Consider the following 21799-nt stretch of genomic DNA (forward strand, 5'->3'; position numbering starts at 1 on the left):
AAACAACATTCAGTGGTGATGACAGGGGCAACCTGGCATCCCAGAGAGGGAGTAAAAATGGCTATTGATGAGAATAAACAAAAGGCGTTAGCAGCAGCACTGGGCCAAATTGAAAAACAATTCGGCAAAGGCTCTATCATGCGCCTTGGCGAAGACCGCTCAATGGATGTTGAAACCATCTCTACCGGTTCACTTTCTCTTGATATCGCGTTGGGGGCGGGTGGTTTACCAATGGGGCGTATCGTTGAGATTTATGGCCCTGAATCATCTGGTAAAACGACACTGACGTTACAGGTTATTGCCTCTGCACAGCGTGAAGGCAAAACTTGCGCATTTATCGATGCGGAACATGCTCTTGACCCAATTTATGCTAAAAAGTTAGGCGTAGATATTGATAACTTACTGTGTTCTCAGCCAGATACCGGCGAGCAAGCACTGGAAATCTGTGATGCGCTGACTCGTTCGGGCGCAGTTGACGTTATCATCGTCGACTCCGTAGCTGCATTAACACCAAAAGCTGAAATTGAAGGTGAAATCGGTGACTCTCACATGGGCCTTGCGGCACGTATGATGAGCCAGGCGATGCGTAAGCTTGCTGGTAACCTAAAAAATGCAAATACCTTACTGATCTTTATCAACCAGATTCGTATGAAAATCGGCGTTATGTTTGGTAACCCTGAAACCACGACTGGCGGTAATGCCCTGAAATTTTATGCTTCGGTTCGTTTGGATATCCGCCGTATCGGTGCCGTGAAAGATGGTGATGTGGTCGTCGGTAGTGAAACCCGCGTTAAAGTAGTAAAAAACAAAATTGCAGCGCCATTTAAACAAGCTGAATTCCAGATTCTTTACGGCGAAGGCATCAATATTAACGGCGAACTCGTTGATTTAGGTGTTAAGCATAAACTGATTGAGAAAGCCGGTGCATGGTATAGCTACAACGGTGACAAGATTGGTCAGGGTAAAGCGAATGCCAGCAATTATTTAAAAGAAAATCCGGCAATTGCCGCTGAATTGGATAAAAAATTGCGTGAAATGCTACTCAATGGTGGCAACGGAGAGCAACCTGTTGTGGCTGTAGCAGCCTTGGCCGATGAAACTGACGAAACCAGCGAAGAGTTTTAATCTGCAAGGTTATCGACCTGGTTGACAAATTAAGCAGTTAACAAGCGGCTCACTCAATAAGTGGGCCGTTTTAGTAAATGATGGTGAACATAGAGGCTTCAAGGTATGCCTATAACCAACATAATTGGAGTTGCAGCTAACACAGTGGTAACTTCAAGTAAGAAGGGTATATGAATGACCTGTTAAGTCGCGCGATGAGATTGCTATCTCAGCGTGACCATAGTGAATCTGAAGTGCGCCGTAAGCTGGCAGTACAGCCGTTTTCAGCAAAAGGAAATTGGGGGAAGCGTACCCGCAATGAAAATAGCGACCCTGTTGCAGATATCACCCCTCAAATGATTGAACAAGTCATCGCTTACTGCTATCAACACGATTGGCTAGATGATTCCCGCTTTGCAACCAGTTATATCAATAGCCGTAGTCGGAAAGGATATGGGCCACAGCGTATCCATTCGGAATTGATGCAAAAAGGTGTCGCTAAAGAACGAATTCAGGCCGCTTTTGAAATCAGTGAAATCGACTGGTGCCAGCGGGCAAAAGAAGTTGCACAACGTAAATTTAGTGAAATTTTGCCTGTTGAATGGAAAGAAAAGGCCAAAGTTCAGCGTTATCTTCTCTATCGTGGCTTCTTTCAGGAAGAAATTCAGTCGATTTACAATGATTTTGACGAATGATTGCACGCGGGATTTTACTTCCCTCCTAAGAAAATTTATCTTATCCCCACTTTTTGTTCGTGAGCTTACCCACGGCGCTATCAATTATTGATACGCAATATGCTTACGGGCCATTCTTTTAGCTTGTTTCCGGGGCAATTATGAGCAAGAGCACCGCTGAGATTCGTCAAGCGTTTCTCGATTTCTTCCATAGCAAGGGACACCAGGTTGTATCAAGCAGCTCTTTGGTTCCTAATAATGACCCGACGCTGTTGTTTACCAATGCGGGGATGAATCAGTTTAAGGACGTTTTCTTAGGTTTGGACAAACGGGCCTATTCTCGTGCAACCACTTCTCAGCGCTGTGTGCGTGCAGGTGGTAAGCATAACGATCTGGAAAACGTAGGTTATACCGCGCGTCATCACACATTCTTCGAAATGTTGGGTAACTTCAGCTTTGGTGATTACTTTAAACATGATGCTATCAGTTTTGCCTGGGAATTATTGACCGGCGAACAGTGGTTTAACTTACCGAAAGAAAAACTTTGGGTAACCGTCTATGAAACCGATGATGAAGCTTATGAAATCTGGGCTAACGAAGTTGGTGTTCCTCGTGAACGTATTATTCGTATCGGTGATAACAAAGGTGGTGCTTTTGCGTCAGATAACTTCTGGCAAATGGGGGATACCGGTCCTTGCGGCCCATGTACAGAGATTTTCTTTGATCATGGTGACCATATTTGGGGTGGGCCTCCAGGCTCTGCGCAAGAAGATGGTGATCGCTATATCGAGATCTGGAACATCGTCTTCATGCAGTTTAACCGCCAGTCTGATGGCACCATGCTGCCATTGCCTAAGCCATCGGTTGATACTGGTATGGGGCTTGAGCGTATTGCTGCGGTGTTACAACATGTTAACTCCAACTACGAAATTGACCTGTTCCGCGATTTGATTAAAGCGGTAGCGGAAGTTACGGGTGCGGCTGACCTTTCCAGCAAATCGCTGCGAGTCATTGCCGACCATATCCGTTCTTGTGCCTTCCTGATTTCTGATGGGGTAATTCCGTCGAATGAAAACCGTGGCTATGTTTTACGTCGCATCATTCGTCGTGCCATTCGTCACGGAAATATGTTGGGTGCGAAAGAGACTTTCTTCTACAAGCTGGTTGCGCCATTAATCGCCGTTATGGGGCCTGCCGCTGATGAGCTAAAACAGCAGCAGGCAATGGTTGAGCAAGTGCTGAAAACCGAAGAAGAGCAGTTTGCTCGCACATTGGAACGCGGTTTAGCCCTGCTGGATGAAGAACTTAGCAAACTGACCGGTGATACCCTCGATGGTGAAACCGCTTTCCGCTTGTATGACACCTACGGTTTCCCGGTTGATTTAACCGCTGATGTTTGCCGTGAGCGCAATCTGAAAGTGGATGAAGCTGGCTTTGAGCAAGCAATGGAAGCTCAGCGCCGTCGTGCTCGTGAGTCCAGCGGTTTCGGTGCCGACTATAACAGCCTGATCCGCGTCGATAGCGCAAGCCAGTTCTCGGGCTATGACCATGTTCATCAGCAGGCAACCGTGACTGCGTTGTTCCGCAATGGTGAAGCTGTTGATGAGATTCATGCAGGTGAAGAGGCCGTTGTTGTTCTGAACCAAACGCCATTCTACGGTGAGTCTGGTGGTCAGGTTGGCGATAAAGGCGAACTGAAAAATGCGACTGCGGTCTTTACTGTGGTGGACACTCAGAAATACGGCCAGGCTATTGGTCATCTGGGCCAATTGACTCAAGGTACTTTGCGGGTTAATCACAGTGTTGACGCTCAAGTGGATGTCGCTCGCCGTAATCGCATTCGCCTGAACCACTCAGCAACTCACTTACTGCACGCAGCTCTACGTAAGACCTTGGGTGAGCATGTGGCGCAGAAAGGTTCGTTGGTTAATGACAAATATCTACGTTTCGACTTTTCTCATTTTGAAGCGATGAAGCCAGAACAGATCCGTCAGGTAGAAGATCTGGTGAATGAGCAGATTCGCCGTAACTTGCCAGTTGAAACTGAAGTTATGGAACTGGATACTGCGAAAGAAAAAGGTGCGATGGCACTGTTTGGCGAGAAGTATGACGACCAGGTTCGTGTTTTGACTATGGGCGATTTCTCTACCGAACTTTGTGGTGGTATCCATGCCAGCCGTACCGGTGATATTGGTCTGTTCCGTATCTTGTCAGAGTCAGGAACGGCTGCGGGTATCCGTCGTATTGAAGCGGTGACCGGTGAAGGTGCTATTGCGCAACTACATCAGCAAAGTGACCTGCTACAGGATGTTGCTCATCTGGTGAAAGGTGATACCCATAATCTGGCAGATAAAGTTCGTGCAGTGCTGGATCGCAGTAAAATGCTTGAACGTGAACTCCAACAGCTAAAAGATCAGCAGGCAGCTCAGGAAAGTGCGTCTTTGTCTTCCAGCGCTAAATTGGTCAAAGGGGTGAAGCTGTTAGTCAGTCAGTTGGACAATGTTGAACCAAAAATGCTGCGGACTATGGTTGATGATCTTAAAAATCAACTGGGTTCAGCCATTATTGTTCTGGCAACGGCCGCAGACGATAAGGTGAGCTTGATTGTTGGTGTGACCAAAGGTCTGACGGGCAAAGTGAAAGCGGGTGAGCTAATCGCTGATATTGCCCAACAGGTAGGCGGTAAAGGTGGTGGACGCCCTGATATGGCTCAGGCTGGCGGTACTGATGTGCAAGCATTGCCATCAGCATTAGCGAGCGTAGAGGCATGGGTAGCGTCTCGGTTGTAAATAAATAATGATCTATTAAATCAATGCGCCATATCTCTGTACCAGGTATGGCGTTTTTCGATTTTCCTGTCATAGTTCGAAAACAAAGTTAAACGCAAAGTTGTTTGCTTCAGCTAAACTTGTATTAGTTAGAGACTCGACCAAGCTACTTACATTTTATGTGAATGTGATAGCTTACGTTTTCACGGTGTATGATGGATAATGGCGGGGAAACTGAGAGACCCGACTCTTTTAATTTTTCAAGGAGCAAAGAATGCTTATTCTGACTCGTCGAGTTGGTGAAACACTCATGATTGGCGATGAGGTTACGGTTACTGTATTAGGGGTTAAAGGCAACCAGGTTCGAATTGGTGTAAATGCTCCGAAAGAGGTTTCTGTTCACCGTGAAGAAATCTACCAGCGCATCCAAGCAGAAAAGTCTCAACCGACGACTTACTGATTTTGAAGCAGCGTCTCGTGTTACACGAGGCGCTACTGCTGTTTATTATCCCCGTTTCACCGTTTCTTCCTCTTTTTAACATCCCGTGGCCGTGACGATTTATCCTTTTTCGCTGCTTAATCACGGTGCTCTGCATCATTTCTGTTTTTTCTCTGTTTTGCGATATCTGATAAAATGCAATCTTGCCTGTTGATAAAACACTCTTTTTGGCGTCAAACTGGTCATGTTGTGTGGGAATTGTGCAAATAAACGTGAGTTGGGAAAAATTGTTTGACTTATAAGTGCGGGAAAGTAATATGTGCGCCACGCAGTGCCGATGAGCTTCTTCAAAAGCAAGTCAGGTACAATTCGAAAGAAGCGTATGGTGAGGTGGCCGAGAGGCTGAAGGCGCTCCCCTGCTAAGGGAGTATACGGTCAAAAGCTGTATCGAGGGTTCGAATCCCTCCCTCACCGCCATTTACTATGCACCCATAGCTCAGCTGGATAGAGTACTCGGCTACGAACCGAGCGGTCGGAAGTTCGAATCTTCCTGGGTGCACCATATTTTGCAGTATGGTGAAATAGTCAAATGAACATCAGGTAGAGTCAAAGAATTAATTGCACCCATAGCTCAGCTGGATAGAGTACTCGGCTACGAACCGAGCGGTCGGAAGTTCGAATCTTCCTGGGTGCACCATCTTCTAGGTCATACATCTTGTTGTTAAGTTTCACTTTATGAAACGCCTCCGTAAAATTAGAAATAAAAATCGCACCCATAGCTCAGCTGGATAGAGTACTCGGCTACGAACCGAGCGGTCGGAAGTTCGAATCTTCCTGGGTGCACCATATTATGAAACCTCGCTACGGCGGGGTTTTCTGCTTTATGGCCTTTGCCTCTTTCTCCCTATCACCCCGCAAAAGCGAAATACCTGAATTCTGTTATCTTGCAATCAATGCTTCAATTCATTGGTTTCTCCTATATCAAATAGCAACTTCATTTAGCCTTCCTTATTCTTTATTCAGTAAATTCAATTGATTATACAATGAGCGACAATTTAGTTAGTTTGCGATAAAGTAGCTTTTCATTTTATTCATGGTCTTGGGGCTACGATGTACGATCGCTATGAGGGCCTGATTTTTGATATGGATGGCACCATTCTGGATACCGAGTCTACCCATCGGCAGGCATGGCGGCAGGTGCTAAAGCCTTACGGTATGCATTTTGATGAACAGGCGATGGTTGCGCTAAATGGTTCACCAACCTGGCAGATTGCGCATGTAATTATTACCAATCATCAATCAGATTTGGATCCACATTTTCTGGCAGCAGAGAAAACCGCATTGGTGAAAACGATGCTGTTGGACAATGTGAAGCCTCTGCCGCTCATAGACGTGGTGAAAGCCTATCATGGGCGTAAACCTATGGCTGTAGGCACCGGAAGCGAGCATGCTATGGCTGAGCTGCTTCTACGCCATCTAGGTCTGCGCAAGTATTTTGATGCTATCGTCGGTGCTGATGATGTTACCCAACATAAGCCCGAACCCGAGACATTTTTACGTTGCGCGGCATTATTGGGCGTAAGACCGGAACAATGTGTGGTCTTTGAAGATGCTGATTTTGGTATCGAGGCCGCGAGGCGAGCAAATATGGCGGCTGTTGATGTGCGTCTGCTGTGAGTAGCACGCTGGCTGTTGCTTCATTATTTGGCAGCAGCTTTCTCAGTGCGACGCTCTTACCGGGAAGTTCTGAAATTCTATTAGTCACCCTATTAACGGCAAGCAGTGCGCCGGCTATGATGCTGGTGTTATCTGCCACTGTCGGAAATACCTTGGGGGGGCTAACAAATATTGTTATAGGCCGTTTATTACCGGAACTAAAGCCACAGCGTGGGATGAGCACAGCACTTGGCTGGCTCCAGCGCTTTGGCCCGGCGGCTCTGTTATTGAGCTGGCTACCGATAGTAGGCGATTTGATGTGTGTGTTGGCAGGCTGGTTGCGAATGCCCTGGGGTCTTGTGGTTTTTTTTCTGTGTCTGGGAAAAGCGTTGCGTTATATCGTGTTAACGGTAATTACGTTACAAGGAATCGCCTGGTGGCAGTAAAGCGTGTGACAAACTTACGTAGTCACATCTATGCAGTTTCAGTATGCTGGCGAGTTATGGTTTTCAAGAGCGGGAGGTCGATTTGATCCCGGATGTATCACACGCGCTGACTTGGCTGGAAGCGCACCCTAAAGCCCTGAAAGGGATCCGCCGCGGTATCGAGCGGGAAACATTGAGAGTGACTGCCGATGGCCAATTAGCCTCGACGGGCCACCCGCACCCGGAGTCGCTGGGTGCTGCCCTGACACATCAATGGATTACCACTGATTTTGCTGAGGCACTGCTGGAATTTATTACTCCGGTAGATGGTGATATTGACCATTTACTGACTTTCTTACGTGATATTCACCGTTACACTGCACGTAAGCTGGGTGATGAACGCATGTGGCCACTGAGTATGCCTTGCTTTATTGGGGCCGAGCAGGATATTGAGCTGGCTAAATATGGCTCTTCTAACATTGGTCGCTTCAAGACACTTTACCGTGAGGGGTTAAAAAACCGTTACGGTGCTTTGATGCAAACTATTTCCGGTGTGCACTATAACTTCTCTTTGCCGCTGGAATTTTGGCAGGCATGGGCCGGTGTTACCGATGAGAAAAGTGGCAAAGAAGAGATATCAGCGGGTTATTTCCGCCTGATCCGCAATTATTATCGCTTTGGCTGGGTTATTCCTTATCTGTTCGGTGCTTCCCCGGCGATTTGCTCATCATTCCTGCAAGGGCGTGAAACCGCATTACCGTTTGAACGTAATGATGAAGGGATGTGTTATTTACCGTATGCGACGTCATTGCGCCTTAGTGATCTCGGTTATACCAATAAATCACAAAGCAATTTGGGTATCACGTTTAATGACCTGCATACCTATGTCGATGGGCTGAAGCGCGCCATTCAAACACCATCAGAAGAATATGCGGCGTTGGGGCTAAAAGACGGTGAGCGCCATCTGCAACTGAATACCAATGTATTGCAGATTGAGAATGAGCTGTACGCCCCTATCCGACCTAAGCGGGTCACCCGTGCTGGCGAATCCCCATCTGATGCTTTGTTGCGTGGCGGTATTGAATATATTGAAGTCCGTTCCTTGGATATCAATCCATTCTCACCGATTGGTGTGGATGCGGTACAAGCGCGCTTCCTCGATCTGTTCTTGATCTGGTGTGTGCTGGCGGATGCGCCTGAGATGAGCAGTGATGAGCTGCTGTGCACCCGTAAGAACTGGAATCGGGTCATCTTGGAAGGACGTAAACCGGGGCAGACTATCGGCCAGGGATGTAACGATACCCGAGAGCCGTTAGAACAGGTCGGAAAAGATCTGTTTGCCGATTTGCGCCGGGTTGCAGAAGTCTTGGATGGCAAAGATAGCACTGAATATCAACAGGTTTGTGATGAGCTTGTGGCATATTTTGATGACCCGAGCCTGACGTTCTCTGCACGAATTCTGCAAACGATGAAAGAAGGCGGTATTGGCGGTGTTGGCCTTGAGTTAGCGGAGCGCTACAGGGAAATGCTGCAAAGTGAACCGTTGGAATTACTAACTGAGGAGCAATTATCCGAAGAGGGGACTGCTTCTTGGCTGCGTCAACGTGAGCTGGAACTTAAAGATAAGCTAAGCTTTGAAGAGTATTTGGTGCTTCACGGCGGTCAGTAAAAAGAAAAGGCCACATTACTGTGGCCAAATTAACATCTCTGATAACAGGGATGATGATAACAAATGCGCGTCTTTCACCTATTAAGACGTTCAGTATTCGAAAAAGTTTCACGGGTTGCGAAAAAAGATCAGATAAAAAAATTATTTTTTATGAGGAGGCGACTAAATGCCATTATTGGATAGCTTTACCGTAGACCATACCATCATGGAGGCGCCGGCTGTACGCGTTGCTAAGACGATGAAAACTCCTCATGGTGACGAGATAACGGTATTTGATTTACGCTTCTGTAAACCGAATATAGACGTGTTGCCAGAGAAAGGAATTCATACGCTGGAACATCTGTTTGCCGGTTTTATGCGTGACCACCTCAATGGTAATGGTGTGGAAATTATTGATATCTCGCCGATGGGATGCCGAACGGGTTTCTACATGAGCTTGATTGGTACGCCAGATGAGCAACGTGTCGCAGATGCCTGGAAAGCGGCAATGGCTGATGTGTTGCAGGTAACCGACCAGCGGAAAATCCCTGAGCTGAATGAGTATCAGTGTGGCACTTATCATATGCATTCGTTGGAAGAAGCGCAGGTGATTGCCAGAAGGATTATTGACCAAGGTGTGGGTATTAACGACAGTAAAAAACTGGCGCTATCGGAAACAAAACTGGCTGAGCTACATATCTAGTTTTGGAAAGAGAAATGCAAAAAAAGACGCTGATAAGGCGTCTTTTTTATTCATCCAGCAAAGTGTGTGGCTGGTAATTATTCAGAATTATTACCGTTAGCCATCGGTTTTACCCGCACCTGCTTAATCATATTGTCTTGAACATCCAGTACATCAATAATGTAACTGCCTATCTGCACCTGAGCGTGTACTTGCGGGATCTCTTCGAGTTCTTCCAGTAACATGCCGTTGATAGTACGGGCATCAATCGGTAGCGACCAATTGAACGCTTTATTCAGTTCCCGCACACTGGCACTCCCATCAATGAGTACCGAACCATCACTCTGTGGATTGACCTCTTCTGCCAGGCTAGGAGACATGGAGGTGGTGAAGTCACCGACGATCTCTTCCAAAATATCCTCAACGGTAACTAACCCTTGAATATCACCATATTCATCGACAATCATGCCAACTTTTTCTTTATTCCGTTGGAATTTAACCAACTGAACATTCAGAGGCGTGCCCTCGGGAATAAAGTAGATTTCATCCGCTGCCCGCAACAGGTTTTCTTTATTGAATTCCTTTTTCTCGGTCATGAGCCGATAAGCTTCTCGTACGCGCAGCATCCCGATGGCATCGTCCAGCGATTGGCGATATAACACGATGCGGCCATGAGGTGAGTGCGTCAGTTGCCGCATAATAGACTTCCAATCATCACTGATATCAATGCCGACAACTTCATTGCGTGGCACCATGATGTCGCTAACCGTCACTTTTTCCAGGTCCAGTACCGATATCAGCATATCCTGATTACGACGGGATATTTGTGAGTGTGATTCATTCACAATACTGCGCAATTCGTCTTTGCTAACCGCATCACTGCTGTGCACATTCCCTCGAATACCACATAGACGCATCAGTATCCGCGTGATGGTATTGAGCAACCACACCAGTGGCATCATGATTTTTTGTAACGGAGCCAGCAAAACGCTGCTGGGGAAGGCGACGCGCTCAGGATAAAGGGCGGCAATTGTTTTTGGCATTACCTCAGCAAAAATGAGCACCACAAAAGTTAATACGCCGGTGGCTATGGCGACCCCGGCATTGCCATATAAGCGGATACCGACAATTGTTGCCAATGCTGAAGCCAGAATATTGACCAGATTATTGCCAATTAATACCAGGCTTATTAGGCGATCGGGGCGGCGTAGCAGCTTTTCAACCCGGCGAGCGGCTCGATTACCTTGTTTTGAGAGATGTCGCAGACGATAACGGTTAAGTGTCATCATGCCGGTTTCGGAAGCGGAAAAATACGCCGAAACCACGACCATAATGACCAGAATGATGATCAGCGTGCTAGTTGATACGTGATCCAACGCAGTGTTCCTTATTACGGTGAGGACCTTGCCAGTTCAACAGGCCATGAGCTAGTGGCTGTGGCCGGGGTAACTAACGATGGCATCTGTTACATGTATCAGCTAACCATGATTTCCTGAACCAGACGGCTACCAAAATAAGCCAGTGTAAGCAGAAATGCGCCAGCAAAACTAAACCAAATAACCCTGCGCCCGCGCCAGCCTTCGTGATAATGGCCCCATAATAAAACAATATAGACAAACCAGGCCATGATCGATAACACCGCTTTATGGACATTTTCTTTACTGAATATATTGTCCATATAAAGTAAACCGGTACATAACGTCAGTGTTAGCAGTACCACCCCAATCTGGGTGATATGAAACATCTTACGCTCAATACTCATTAATGGCGGCATGTCAGCATTAAATGTCAGTTTTTTATTCTTTAACTGATAGTCGAGCCAGGCTAACTGCAACGCGTAGAGAGCGGCGATGATAAGTGTTGCATAGGCAAACAGCGCCAATCCAATGTGAACAAATATCTCGGGGCTGGCTTCCAAATGGGTAATAAACTCACCAGGCAGCAAGCTGGCCAGTGCCAGGTTAATCATGGCAAAACTGTAGACGATCGGCAGCAAGAACCAGCCACGCCCCCGCGAGGCGACAATGGTCATGATAGTGCAGATCATCAGCCCAACGATTGAGCCGATATTCAATAACGTCAGATTTTGTCCGCCGCCGACATCAAAAATCTGATGTTTTAGGGCAATAGCATGGCACACTAGCGCCACGACGGCAGAAACCAGCGCTAATCGCCGGTAAGCACTGTTTTTCTGCACCAGACTTGGGATAATCAACCCCAGACTGAGTGAATAAGCGATCAAAGCCAAAATGGAGAACACAGGCATAGCGGTATATTAAGCATCGGCTAAGTGAATTAGATAGCCAGTATAGCGTTGAGCGCGTTCCTCTCCAACCGTTCTCAGACTTGAGGGCAGAGATCGTTTAAGCTTCGTGTTATAATCCCCCCATTGTGTCGCCAGAGCGGCCTGTTTCCACGTTGAGTATGAGACGATGTTTGAGAACTTAACTGATCGATTATCGCGCACACTGCGCAATATCAGCGGCCGTGGCCGGCTGACAGAAGAAAATATTAAAGAAACGCTGCGTGAAGTGCGCATGGCGTTACTGGAAGCTGACGTGGCTCTGCCGGTGGTTCGTGACTTTATAAACCGGGTAAAAGAGCGTGCTGTCGGGCATGAGGTGAATAAAAGCCTCACGCCAGGGCAAGAATTCGTCAAAATCGTTAAAAATGAACTTATCGCCGCGATGGGCGAGGTCAATAACGAACTGAATCTGGCCACCCAACCGCCAGCCGTGGTGTTAATGGCTGGCCTGCAAGGTGCGGGTAAAACCACCAGTGTGGCCAAGCTGGGTAAGTTCCTTAAAGAAAAACAGAAGAAAAAAGTGCTGGTTGTTTCCGCTGACGTGTATCGCCCTGCGGCGATTAAGCAGTTGGAAACCCTGGCTGAGGGTGTTGGCATTGATTTCTTCCCGTCTGATGCACAGGAAAAACCGATTGATATCGTCAATCGTGCCCTGCAACAGGCAAAACTTAAGTTTTATGATGTTCTGATTGTCGATACCGCCGGTCGTTTGCACGTCGATGAAGCAATGATGGACGAAATCAAACAGGTTCATGCCGCGATTAACCCGGTTGAAACTCTGTTTGTCGTGGATGCCATGACCGGTCAGGATGCGGCTAACACAGCGAAAGCATTTAATGAAGCACTGCCGCTCACCGGCGTGGTGTTGACCAAAGTTGACGGTGATGCCCGTGGTGGTGCTGCGCTGTCGATTCGTCATATTACTGGCAAGCCGATTAAATTCCTCGGTGTCGGTGAAAAGTCAGATGCGCTTGAACCTTTCCACCCCGATCGTGTGGCTTCACGTATTCTGGGGATGGGCGATGTACTCTCCCTGATTGAAGATATCGAAAGCAAAGTTGACCGTGCGCAAGCGGAAAAACTGGCCACCAAACTGAAAAAAGGTGATGGCTTTGATCTCAATGACTTCTTGGATCAACTAAAGCAAATGCGCAATATGGGCGGTATGGCCAGCATGTTAAGTAAAATGCCGGGTGCGGGCCAGTTGCCAGATAACGTGAAATCGCAGATGGATGATAAAGTGACCGTGCGGATGGAGGCCATCATCAACTCGATGACGCTGAAAGAGCGCGCCAAGCCAGAAATCATTAAAGGTTCACGTAAGCGTCGTATCGCCACCGGTTCTGGTGTGCAAGTGCAGGATGTTAACCGCTTGCTCAAGCAGTTCGATGACATGCAGCGCATGATGAAGAAAATGAAAAATGGCGGCCTGGCCAAAATGATGCGTGGCATGAAAGGTATGATGCCACCGGGTTTCCCAGGGCGCTAAACATCATTTTACGCCGTGGTGCTAACCGGCGTATGATGAGCAAAGATTTCCCGCTGAAAATGGCGGTAAACGAAGAAGATTGTACTCATTCCAAAGTGAGCGCATAGGAATCTACGCTTTAGATTGCTTTTTGCGCCAAAATGAGTAAAATTTTCGGGCTTTTTATATTGCAACTGGACCCCGTTCCCCGATGGGGTCCAGTTGTTTTATTAACTAATGAGGATGTTATGGTAACAATTCGTTTGGCTCGTGGCGGCGCTAAAAAGCGTCCGTTCTATCAAGTAGTAGTGACTGACAGCCGTAATGCTCGTGACGGCCGTTTCATCGAACGTGTAGGCTTCTTTAACCCGATCGCATCTGGTCAGGCTGAAGCTCTGCGTTTGGACCTGGATCGTATCAACCATTGGGTTGGCCTGGGTGCAACAGTTTCTGATCGCGTATCTGCGCTGATCAAAGACGCTAAGAAAGCAGCTTAATCTGTCGCGGTGGTGGTTATTTTATGAGCAAGCAACTCAATCCAGTGGTTCCCGAACAGCCGATTGTTCTCGGTAAAATGGGTTCAACTTACGGCATTCGCGGTTGGCTCAGAGTATTTTCATCCACCGAGAACGCCGAAAGCATTTTTGATTACCAGCCGTGGTTTATCCAGCAGGGTGGTAAGTGGCAGCATGTCGAGTTGGAAGACTGGAAGCGCCACAGTCAAGATCTGATCATCAAAGTTAAAGATGTTGACGATCGGGATGCCGCGAATTTACTGACTAATTGCGAGATTATCGTAGATTCCAAGCAACTACCCACACTAGAAGAGGATGATTACTACTGGAAAGACCTTATGGGTTGTCAGGTAGTAACAACCACGGGTTACGAACTGGGCAAAATCATCGATATGATGGAAACCGGTTCTAACGATGTGATGGTAGTGAAGGCAAACCTGAAAGATGCATTCGGTATGAAGGAGCGGTTGGTCCCGTTTCTTCATGGGCAGGTTATCAAGAAAGTCGATCTCACTGCTCAACGTGTTGAAGTAGATTGGGATCCTGGTTTTTGACCTCCGAATTAAACGGCAAAGATGAGTGGAACAAAACAATGTGGATTGGTGTTATTAGCCTGTTTCCCGAGATGTTCCGCGCAATAACCGATTACGGGGTGACTGGCCGGGCAGTAAAGAATGGCCTGCTGAGCGTGCAGTGTTGGAGTCCTCGTGACTTTACCTACGATCGGCATCGTACCGTGGATGACCGCCCATATGGTGGTGGCCCGGGAATGTTGATGATGGTGCAACCGCTAAGGGAAGCGATCCATGCAGCAAAAGCAGCGGCAGGCGAGGGAGCAAAGGTGATTTATCTGTCACCTCAAGGGCGCAAACTGGACCAACAGGGTGTTTGCGAACTGGCTACCAATCAGAAGATGATTCTGGTGTGTGGTCGGTACGAAGGCGTTGATGAGCGCGTAATCAAAACCGAAATTGATGAAGAATGGTCAATTGGTGATTACGTTCTCAGCGGTGGCGAGCTGCCAGCAATGACGCTGATAGATTCAGTCTCCCGGTTTATTCCGGGTGTACTAGGTCATCAGGCTTCGGCGGAGGAAGATTCCTTTGTTGATGGATTGCTGGATTGCCCACATTACACTCGTCCTGAGGTGTTAGCAGGGATGGAGGTTCCGCCAGTTTTACTGTCGGGTAACCATGCCGAGATTCGTCGCTGGCGCTTAAAGCAGTCGCTGGGCCGTACCTGGCTTAGAAGACCTGAACTTCTGGAAAGCCTAGCTCTGACTGACGAGCAAATGGTGTTGCTGGCTGAGTTCCAACGGGAACACAAGCCCTGAAGCAACAGAACTATGAAAGGAATGTTGTGCCGCGTGCCAACTTCCTGATATATCAGTTTACCTAGGGTAAGAGACTTATTATGAGCAATATTATCAAGCAAATCGAACAAGAGCAGATGAAGCAAGACGTGCCTGCATTCCGTCCGGGTGATTCCGTGGAAGTGAAGGTATGGGTTGTTGAAGGTTCTAAAAAGCGTCTGCAGGCATTCGAGGGCGTGGTTATCGCTATTCGTAACCGCGGTCTGCATTCTGCGTTCACCGTTCGTAAAATTTCCAACGGCGAAGGTGTTGAGCGTGTATTCCAAACTCACTCCCCAGTAATCGACAGCATTACTGTGAAACGTCGTGGTGCCGTTCGTCAAGCGAAACTGTACTATCTGCGTGAGCGTACTGGTAAGTCTGCTCGTATCAAAGAGCGTCTTAACCGTATTAACTAAGATACAGCTCAGGCTTCATCCAAAAGTTAATAGTTATAAAGGGGTTAGCCATGTGCTAGCCCCTTTTTTTATTCCTATACTCGTCATACTTCAAGTTGTATATGCGTTAGTTGCCTTCGCTGCGAGCAGCGTTCAAATCTGCTCCCAGCAGATTTGTCACCCCAGTCACTTACTCGTGCAAGCTCCAGGGGATTTACTCAGTTGCTGCCTTTCTGAAACTCGAATTATTTAGGGTATAGAAGATAAATAGAAGGGATATCAGAGGGAATTAGCGTGGCATCACACCACGCTATAGATAATGATTAGAGGCCGTAAACCAGAGTCACTGAGGTTGTAGTATCGGTATTTTTTGGCGCACTGGCAGGTGGCTTAGTGTTGTAAGTGACAACATAAGCCAGGCGTAATGCGAAACTTTTATTGATAGCAACATTCAATGCCGTTTCGGAGTTCAACGTCGTTTCTTCGTTTGCTAATGCAGAAACACCTTCACTGAACACCGTATTATCGGTCAGTTGATAAGTATAGTTTGCACCGCCATAAGCCAATGCTTTCGTCGCACGTCCACCGCCATAAAACTCATCATGGCGAACGCCCGGACCAAATTCCACCCGCAGGTTGTGCAGTGGTGTCGTCATAATCTGACGCCCATAACCCGTGGTTAAAACAGAGCGGGAATCAAAACCGTTATAACGGTCATTCAACCAACTGGCTTGCCCAAATAGATAGTTACGATCAGTCAGATTGTAGCGAGTACGGCCACCTAACTGATAACGTTCGGAAGAGCGCTCATTGTTAGCACTGGTATTACGGGCCGCTCCCCACAAACTATAAGCGGTATTAGGCTGGAACCAGGTTAAGGTTGAGTTAGCGGTCAATGTCGAGTTGGTGGTATTGCCTGACTGTGCGGTATATCCCGCTTCAACGGTTCCATCGAAGCTCTTTTTGGCTGTGGCTGGATCGTCTAAGGCAGTAAAAACAGTCCCATCAGCAAGAACAGAAGTGCTGAAAAGAGATAACGTGAGTGTGCTGAGATAAAACGGCAACGCCCTGGTATGACGCAAAGAGAACATAATAGGCCTATGGTGAAAAAACGATGTTGTGATGCGGCCCGCATTGTATCAGGTGTGATAAAAGTTATTCAGAAGATATTTCCGATTAAATAATTAATTATAACAACTGTCATTTTCCAATGAGTTGATTCTTAAAATGTAATAAAAGGAAAGTGTGTTTTGAAGTGAAAGAACATAAAACATAATAAACTATGGCAACACTCGGTTGATATCATTGTTAATGAGGTGAATATACCATCGAAATATTTCACCTTTTTATGTCAATAATTGACTTTATCGCCAGATAATAGTTGGAAGTAAATGAAAAAGGCCGAAATAAATCGGCCTCTGAGGTTTTATAATCGCTACTACATAAACGTCGTTACTAGCAGGTAACCGGTAATGCAAGAACAGATGACGCCAATAAGACCTGGAATGATAAAACTGTGGTTAATAATGAATTTACCAATTTTAGTCGTTCCAGAACGGTCAAAACCGATACAGGCAAGGTCACTTGGGTAAGTCGGTAAAACAAAGTAACCGTAGGCCGCCGGGAAGAATGCAATCAGCATTTTAGGGTCAACACCTAACTGTAAGCCCATCGGTGCAATGGCTGCGAGTGCCGCAGCTTGGCTGTTTACCAGTTTGGATACCAGGAACAGTACAATGGCATAGGTCCACGGTTGGCTCTTCACCACATCTTCTAATACCAACTTCAATTCACCCATATGGGCCTGGAAGAAGGTATCACTCATCCAGGCAACACCGAATACAGAGAATATGGCGACCATACCTGCTTTGAACACCGCACCATTAGAGATATCGCTGGGTTTAACTTTACAGCCAATAAGAATAACTGCACCGGCAATTAACATCATCATCTGAATAACCAGATTCATCGACAATGACTGCATTTTACCTTTAACTTCAAATGCAGGGCGTAGATCAGCAAAGGCACCAAGCAATACTACGATTGCGATAGCTGCGAAGAATATCCAGGTCGACCAATAAGCTTGTTTTGGGAAAACCTGATTCAATAACGTATCTGTTGAGCCATAGATGAAAGCGCGCTGTTCTGGGTCTTTGATTTTTTCCTGAAAATCAGGATCTTTATCTAAATCTTTGCCGCGGCGAAGGCTCCATAATGCGGCCATCAGTACCCCGACCAAAGAGGCTGGGACTGATACTGCTAAAATTTCCAGAATGCTATATGCATGGCCGATACCATGATTGGCACCAATAATTGATACTAATGACACCACCGCGACCGATACCGGGGATGCGGTAATTGCCATTTGCGAGGCAACTGATGCCACCGCCATTGGGCGTTCCGGGCGAATACCTTTTTTAATGGCAATATCAGAAATAATAGGGAACATGGTATAAACAACATGCCCGGTGCCGCATAAAAAGGTTAATGACCAGGTTGTGAAGGGAGCTAATAGCGTAATGTGCTGAGGATGTTTTCGTAATAATCGTTCAGCAAATTGCATCATGACATTTAAGCCACCGGCAGTTTGTAATACAGCAGCACAACCAATAACGGCTAATATTGTCAGCATGACATCGACTGGCGGTTTACCGGGTTCGAGGCCAAAGATAAAGGTTAGAATAAAGAGGCCAATACCACTTATTAACCCTAGCCCCATACCACCGTAGCGAGTCCCCAGTAATAGACAGAGGATTATAATTATAAATTGCAGTGTTATCATAACGTTCCCTTGCTTCCGACATGAATGAAATTCAGTGTGGTATTTGCTTTTTTTAAGCAATGAGTATGGCTCTTATTCGTCTTTCTCTATCAGAGCATAAATTGCATTGATTAAATTTGGGCTAATATCAAGGGAGTATTGTTGAGTTATGTAATTAATTAAATCTGAGAGCTGCCTCTATTTTTATCGCCATGCTGACTTTTCTAATTAAATAAAGTGGTATGCCGGAAAATTAAGGATATATAAAAGTTAAAATGTAAAAATAATGTATTAATATTGTTTTGTTTTAATGTGTTAATTATCTAACGAAATGTATTTACCGTTACATTGTGGTTTTAAATTATCAATAGTCCGTAACTTATGGGATTGCCAACCCTCAGCTAATTCCCAACTTTTCCTTTAGGGGTTTCAGGTAGCGACGGTTGACAGGAATATGTTTACCAGAACGGGTGATCACTTCTGCGGAGCCATTGTCCATCAACTGAATCTCTCCTAACTGCTCGGTATTGACCATATATTGCCGGTGACAGCGAACAAAAGGGGTTTTTTCTTCCAGAGTTTTGAGTGATAACTGGGTATAGCCAGATTGCACCGTTCCGATGACATGCACCCCACTTAGCTCAGAGCTGAGATATTCCACCTCCTCAATTTTCAGTAAAAAGATACGATTGTGACCAGAGCAAGGAATATAGCGTAGCATCGGTTCCGTGATTTTATGTAAATTATTATTTACACCTAGACCTCTTCTTAGGCGAGCTAGCGTTTTGGCTAACCGTTGCTGGTCGAGCGGTTTTAACAGATAGTCAAAGGCGTGTTCTTCAAAAGCACGAATGGCATATTCGTCGTAAGCTGTGACAAAAACGATATGTGGCATGTTGTCGGGATTCAGCATTGATGCCAGCTCCAGGCCATTTATTCTGGGCATCTGGATGTCGAGAAATATGACATCAGGCTGTAGGCGCTGGATTGCAGGGATGGCTTCCAGTGCGTTGCTACATTCGGCGACGATCTCAATATCCTGTTCTTCACTTAATCTTTCGTGTAAATCTTCACGCGCAGGTTGTTCATCGTCGACGATGATGACTCTTAACATATAGCCTCCACAAATTTCTCGCATTTTATCATGGCCTTCGAGGGAGGTTGATACCATCGGTGTAAACTGAGACTTACCGCAAACGTTAGACTGAAATGTACCTGTAAACTCGGTGGTAATTATTTATTTACACTTATGGATTGAAAACTTTACATGTCATGGTATTGTAAAGCTCTCAAACGATAAATACGCAAAATGACATCCGCTAAACAGAGACAGGTAAAGAATATGATCATGCAAAAAGATGCGCTCAATAATGTCCATATCAGTGCTGAACAAATACTGATAACGCCGGAAGAACTGAAAAACCAGTTTCCATTGAGCGCCAATGATCAGTATGCGATTGCAACCGCACGCAAAACCATTGCTGACATTGTTCAGGGACGCGATCCACGCCTATTGGTGGTGTGCGGCCCATGCTCGATCCACGATGTGGATGCCGCTCTGGATTATGCGCGTCGTTTGCAGACCCTCGCTGCACAATTGAGTGATAGCCTGTATATCGTTATGCGAGTCTATTTTGAAAAACCACGAACCACGGTAGGCTGGAAAGGTCTCATTAATGATCCGGCAATGGACGGTTCATTTGATGTGGAAGCGGGTTTACATATTGCCCGTCGTTTATTGCTGGATTTAGTCGGCATGGGTCTGCCTCTGGCAACTGAAGCGCTGGATCCGAATAGCCCGCAATACTTAGGCGACCTGTTTAGTTGGTCGGCAATCGGTGCGCGCACCACCGAATCCCAGACTCACCGTGAAATGGCTTCAGGTTTATCCATGCCAGTTGGGTTTAAGAATGGTACTGACGGCAGTTTGGGCACTGCTATCAATGCGATGCGCGCCGCCGCTATGCCACACCGCTTCATGGGGATTAACCAGTCGGGCCAAGTTTGCCTACTGCAAACTCAGGGCAACCCAGATGGTCATGTGATTTTGCGCGGTGGTAAAACACCTAATTACAGCGCACAAGATGTCGCTCAGTGTGAAAAACAGATGCAGGATGCGGGACTCGTTCCATCCTTAATGATAGATTGCAGTCATGGTAATTCGAATAAAGACTACCGTCGTCAGGTTGCGGTTGCTGAATCTGTGGTTGAACAGATTCAGGCGGGTAATCGTTCTATCACCGGTGTGATGCTGGAAAGTAACATCCATGAGGGTAATCAGTCATCTGAGCAACCTCGTGCCGATATGCGCTACGGTGTTTCAGTAACCGATGCTTGTATTGACTGGGAAAGCACCGAGACCCTGTTACGCGGTATGCGCCAGGCGTTACGTTCAGCGCTGGCGACACGGACTGTAAAGGAAAAGTAAGTATGGTGGCTGAACTGACCGCCCTGCGCGATCAAATTGATGAAGTCGATAAAGCACTGCTGGATTTGCTGGCAAAACGCCTGCATTTGGTGGCAGAAGTTGGCGAAGTAAAAAGCCGCTATGGTTTGCCTATCTATGTTCCAGACCGTGAGGCTGCAATGCTGGCCTCACGTCGGCAAGAGGCAGAGGCTTTAGGCGTACCCCCTGATTTGATTGAAGATGTATTGCGCCGGGTGATGCGTGAGTCTTATACCAGCGAAAATGATAAAGGTTTTAAAACCCTGTGCCCGCAATTGCGCTCGGTGGTTATCATCGGTGGTGAAGGGCAGATGGGGCGCTTATTTAGCCGAATGCTCACACTGTCCGGTTATCAGATAAAAACGCTGGAACACGACGATTGGCCGCAGGCTGAATCTATTCTGGCAGATGCCGGGATGGTGATTGTCAGCGTACCGATTCATATCACGGAAGAAGTGATTAGCCGGTTACCTAAATTGCCGTCAGATTGTATTTTGCTGGATCTTGCTTCAGTCAAAAATAAGCCGTTGCAAGCGATGCTAGCCGCTCATGATGGCCCTGTTGTCGGCCTACACCCGATGTTTGGGCCAGATGTTGGCAGCCTGGCGAAGCAGGTTGTGGTCTATTGCGATGGGCGTGATCCCGAAGCCTATCAGTGGCTGCTAGAGCAGTTGCAGGTATGGGGCGCGCGATTACATCGTTCCAGCGCGGTCGAACATGACCAGAATATGGCGTTCATTCAGGCATTAAGGCATTTTGCGACTTTTGCCTATGGGCTGCATTTGGCCGAGGAGAATGTGCAACTCGAACAACTGTTAGCGCTTTCCTCGCCAATCTATCGCCTGGAATTGGCAATGGTGGGGCGGCTATTCGCACAAGATCCACAACTGTACGCTGATATTATTATGTCGTCGGAAGATAATCTGGCGCTGATCAAGCGTTATTATAAACGCTTTGGTGAGGCGATCACCTTGCTTGAGCAAAATGACAAACAAGCCTTTGTGCAAAGTTTCCAGAAAGTTGAGCATTGGTTTGGTGATTATGCGGAGCGCTTCCTGATGGAGAGCCGTTCATTATTACGTCAGGCGAACGATAATCGCCAGTAATCATCCCCGTCATCTTTCAAGCCGCAGGTGTGTTGGCTGCACTCGTTTACCCG

The 21799-nt window shown here is 46.8% G+C and carries 20 protein-coding genes and 4 tRNA genes; 19 read left to right on the forward strand and 5 right to left on the reverse strand.

The genetic code is table 11. The features are described 5' to 3' along the window. The first annotated feature begins 57 nt into the window (after positions 1 to 57). The 12 genes from recA to luxS all read left to right on the forward strand — a co-directional run bounded on the left by recA (position 58) and on the right by luxS (position 9417). Positions 58 to 1125, forward strand: a complete 1068-nt coding sequence (gene recA / locus AT01_RS16505) for a recombinase RecA (protein ID WP_004701256.1) — start codon at positions 58 to 60, stop codon at positions 1123 to 1125. 170 nt (positions 1126 to 1295) lie between these two features. Then, entirely contained in the window at positions 1296 to 1799 is a 504-nt protein-coding gene (recX, locus tag AT01_RS16510) for a recombination regulator RecX (protein WP_042547920.1), read from the forward strand. A 140-nt stretch (positions 1800 to 1939) separates the two neighbouring features. After that, positions 1940 to 4567, forward strand: coding sequence for an alanine--tRNA ligase (gene alaS, locus AT01_RS16515; protein ID WP_042547921.1), 2628 nt, complete (start codon positions 1940 to 1942; stop codon positions 4565 to 4567). 253 nt (positions 4568 to 4820) lie between these two features. Beyond that, a complete protein-coding gene (gene csrA, locus AT01_RS16520) occupies positions 4821 to 5006 on the forward strand; it encodes a carbon storage regulator CsrA (protein WP_002209449.1) in 186 nt (61 codons plus the stop codon). Positions 5007 to 5369: 363 nt separating this feature from the next. Continuing rightward, a tRNA-Ser gene (locus AT01_RS16525) sits at positions 5370 to 5462 on the forward strand. Positions 5463 to 5470: 8 nt separating this feature from the next. Then, a tRNA-Arg gene (locus tag AT01_RS16530) sits at positions 5471 to 5547 on the forward strand. Between the two features lie 58 nt (positions 5548 to 5605). Then, positions 5606 to 5682, forward strand: a tRNA-Arg gene (locus tag AT01_RS16535). Between the two features lie 72 nt (positions 5683 to 5754). After that, positions 5755 to 5831, forward strand: a tRNA-Arg gene (locus tag AT01_RS16540). A 264-nt stretch (positions 5832 to 6095) separates the two neighbouring features. Then, on the forward strand, positions 6096 to 6662 hold the full coding sequence (gene yqaB / locus AT01_RS16545) for a fructose-1-phosphate/6-phosphogluconate phosphatase (RefSeq protein ID WP_042547922.1): 567 nt from the start codon (positions 6096 to 6098) through the stop codon (positions 6660 to 6662). Beyond that, on the forward strand, positions 6659 to 7087 hold the full coding sequence (locus tag AT01_RS16550) for a YqaA family protein (RefSeq protein ID WP_042547923.1): 429 nt from the start codon (positions 6659 to 6661) through the stop codon (positions 7085 to 7087). Before yqaB ends, AT01_RS16550 begins: the two co-directional genes overlap by 4 nt. A 43-nt stretch (positions 7088 to 7130) precedes the next feature. Next, positions 7131 to 8735 carry a glutamate--cysteine ligase gene (gene gshA, locus AT01_RS16555; RefSeq protein ID WP_200889092.1) on the forward strand — a complete coding sequence of 535 codons (1605 nt, stop codon included), beginning with the start codon at positions 7131 to 7133 and terminating at the stop codon, positions 8733 to 8735. Between the two features lie 166 nt (positions 8736 to 8901). Further along, positions 8902 to 9417, forward strand: a complete 516-nt coding sequence (luxS, locus tag AT01_RS16560) for an S-ribosylhomocysteine lyase (RefSeq protein WP_042547924.1) — start codon at positions 8902 to 8904, stop codon at positions 9415 to 9417. A 77-nt stretch (positions 9418 to 9494) separates the two neighbouring features. Here the strand turns inward: luxS and AT01_RS16565 are convergent, their stop codons facing one another. Continuing rightward, complete coding sequence (locus AT01_RS16565; RefSeq protein WP_144404954.1) at positions 9495 to 10772, reverse strand: HlyC/CorC family transporter; 1278 nt, start codon at positions 10770 to 10772, stop codon at positions 9495 to 9497. 98 nt (positions 10773 to 10870) lie between these two features. Next, positions 10871 to 11662, reverse strand: a complete 792-nt coding sequence (locus AT01_RS16570; RefSeq protein WP_004701274.1) for a cytochrome C assembly family protein — start codon at positions 11660 to 11662, stop codon at positions 10871 to 10873. Positions 11663 to 11828: 166 nt separating this feature from the next. Here AT01_RS16570 and ffh point away from each other — a divergent pair, with 166 nt between their 5' ends. From ffh to rplS, 5 genes are all read left to right on the forward strand, one after another. Beyond that, on the forward strand, positions 11829 to 13190 hold the full coding sequence (gene ffh / locus AT01_RS16575) for a signal recognition particle protein (RefSeq protein ID WP_042547925.1): 1362 nt from the start codon (positions 11829 to 11831) through the stop codon (positions 13188 to 13190). Between the two features lie 227 nt (positions 13191 to 13417). Next, positions 13418 to 13666 (forward strand): 30S ribosomal protein S16, encoded by a 249-nt coding sequence (rpsP, locus tag AT01_RS16580; RefSeq protein WP_042548681.1) that lies wholly within the window; start codon positions 13418 to 13420, stop codon positions 13664 to 13666. 23 nt (positions 13667 to 13689) lie between these two features. Next, positions 13690 to 14238, forward strand: coding sequence for a ribosome maturation factor RimM (rimM, locus tag AT01_RS16585; RefSeq protein ID WP_004701280.1), 549 nt, complete (start codon positions 13690 to 13692; stop codon positions 14236 to 14238). Between the two features lie 38 nt (positions 14239 to 14276). Continuing rightward, on the forward strand, positions 14277 to 15017 hold the full coding sequence (gene trmD, locus AT01_RS16590) for a tRNA (guanosine(37)-N1)-methyltransferase TrmD (RefSeq protein WP_004701281.1): 741 nt from the start codon (positions 14277 to 14279) through the stop codon (positions 15015 to 15017). Between the two features lie 80 nt (positions 15018 to 15097). Beyond that, positions 15098 to 15454 carry a 50S ribosomal protein L19 gene (gene rplS / locus AT01_RS16595; protein ID WP_042547926.1) on the forward strand — a complete coding sequence of 119 codons (357 nt, stop codon included), beginning with the start codon at positions 15098 to 15100 and terminating at the stop codon, positions 15452 to 15454. A gap of 302 nt (positions 15455 to 15756) precedes the next feature. Here rplS and AT01_RS16600 read toward each other — a convergent pair whose 3' ends face one another. The 3 genes from AT01_RS16600 to btsR form a co-directional block, all read right to left on the reverse strand. Further along, positions 15757 to 16524 carry a DUF481 domain-containing protein gene (locus AT01_RS16600; protein WP_042547927.1) on the reverse strand — a complete coding sequence of 256 codons (768 nt, stop codon included), beginning with the start codon at positions 16522 to 16524 and terminating at the stop codon, positions 15757 to 15759. A 347-nt stretch (positions 16525 to 16871) separates the two neighbouring features. Then, positions 16872 to 18215 (reverse strand): anaerobic C4-dicarboxylate transporter, encoded by a 1344-nt coding sequence (locus AT01_RS16605; protein ID WP_004701287.1) that lies wholly within the window; start codon positions 18213 to 18215, stop codon positions 16872 to 16874. 376 nt (positions 18216 to 18591) lie between these two features. Continuing rightward, positions 18592 to 19308 (reverse strand): two-component system response regulator BtsR, encoded by a 717-nt coding sequence (btsR, locus tag AT01_RS16610; RefSeq protein ID WP_042547928.1) that lies wholly within the window; start codon positions 19306 to 19308, stop codon positions 18592 to 18594. Between the two features lie 234 nt (positions 19309 to 19542). Between btsR and AT01_RS16615 the strand changes: the two genes are divergently transcribed. Continuing rightward, positions 19543 to 20622: a 3-deoxy-7-phosphoheptulonate synthase gene (locus tag AT01_RS16615; RefSeq protein WP_042548682.1), complete on the forward strand. Its 1080-nt coding sequence runs from the start codon at positions 19543 to 19545 to the stop codon at positions 20620 to 20622. Between the two features lie 2 nt (positions 20623 to 20624). Further along, positions 20625 to 21746: a bifunctional chorismate mutase/prephenate dehydrogenase gene (gene tyrA / locus AT01_RS16620; RefSeq protein WP_042547929.1), complete on the forward strand. Its 1122-nt coding sequence runs from the start codon at positions 20625 to 20627 to the stop codon at positions 21744 to 21746. Positions 21747 to 21799 lie beyond the last annotated feature (53 nt).

It is taken from the genome of Yersinia aldovae 670-83 (genome assembly GCF_000834395.1).
Lineage (GTDB): Bacteria > Pseudomonadota > Gammaproteobacteria > Enterobacterales > Enterobacteriaceae > Yersinia > Yersinia aldovae.

What these genes read in the sequence shown, in the direction of transcription:
- recA (WP_004701256.1), top strand. Translation starts at nt 58, where the DNA reads ATGGCTATTGATGAGAATAAACAAAAGGCGTTAGCAGCAGCACTGGGC.
- recX (WP_042547920.1), top strand. Translation starts at nt 1,296, where the DNA reads ATGAATGACCTGTTAAGTCGCGCGATGAGATTGCTATCTCAGCGTGAC.
- alaS (WP_042547921.1), top strand. Translation starts at nt 1,940, where the DNA reads ATGAGCAAGAGCACCGCTGAGATTCGTCAAGCGTTTCTCGATTTCTTC.
- csrA (WP_002209449.1), top strand. Translation starts at nt 4,821, where the DNA reads ATGCTTATTCTGACTCGTCGAGTTGGTGAAACACTCATGATTGGCGAT.
- yqaB (WP_042547922.1), top strand. Translation starts at nt 6,096, where the DNA reads ATGTACGATCGCTATGAGGGCCTGATTTTTGATATGGATGGCACCATT.
- gshA (WP_200889092.1), top strand. Translation starts at nt 7,131, where the DNA reads ATGCTGGCGAGTTATGGTTTTCAAGAGCGGGAGGTCGATTTGATCCCG.
- luxS (WP_042547924.1), top strand. Translation starts at nt 8,902, where the DNA reads ATGCCATTATTGGATAGCTTTACCGTAGACCATACCATCATGGAGGCG.
- AT01_RS16570 (WP_004701274.1), bottom strand. Translation starts at nt 11,662, where the DNA reads ATGCCTGTGTTCTCCATTTTGGCTTTGATCGCTTATTCACTCAGTCTG.
- ffh (WP_042547925.1), top strand. Translation starts at nt 11,829, where the DNA reads ATGTTTGAGAACTTAACTGATCGATTATCGCGCACACTGCGCAATATC.
- rpsP (WP_042548681.1), top strand. Translation starts at nt 13,418, where the DNA reads ATGGTAACAATTCGTTTGGCTCGTGGCGGCGCTAAAAAGCGTCCGTTC.
- rimM (WP_004701280.1), top strand. Translation starts at nt 13,690, where the DNA reads ATGAGCAAGCAACTCAATCCAGTGGTTCCCGAACAGCCGATTGTTCTC.
- trmD (WP_004701281.1), top strand. Translation starts at nt 14,277, where the DNA reads ATGTGGATTGGTGTTATTAGCCTGTTTCCCGAGATGTTCCGCGCAATA.
- rplS (WP_042547926.1), top strand. Translation starts at nt 15,098, where the DNA reads ATGAGCAATATTATCAAGCAAATCGAACAAGAGCAGATGAAGCAAGAC.
- AT01_RS16600 (WP_042547927.1), bottom strand. Translation starts at nt 16,524, where the DNA reads ATGTTCTCTTTGCGTCATACCAGGGCGTTGCCGTTTTATCTCAGCACA.
- AT01_RS16605 (WP_004701287.1), bottom strand. Translation starts at nt 18,215, where the DNA reads ATGATAACACTGCAATTTATAATTATAATCCTCTGTCTATTACTGGGG.
- btsR (WP_042547928.1), bottom strand. Translation starts at nt 19,308, where the DNA reads ATGTTAAGAGTCATCATCGTCGACGATGAACAACCTGCGCGTGAAGAT.
- AT01_RS16615 (WP_042548682.1), top strand. Translation starts at nt 19,543, where the DNA reads ATGCAAAAAGATGCGCTCAATAATGTCCATATCAGTGCTGAACAAATA.
- tyrA (WP_042547929.1), top strand. Translation starts at nt 20,625, where the DNA reads ATGGTGGCTGAACTGACCGCCCTGCGCGATCAAATTGATGAAGTCGAT.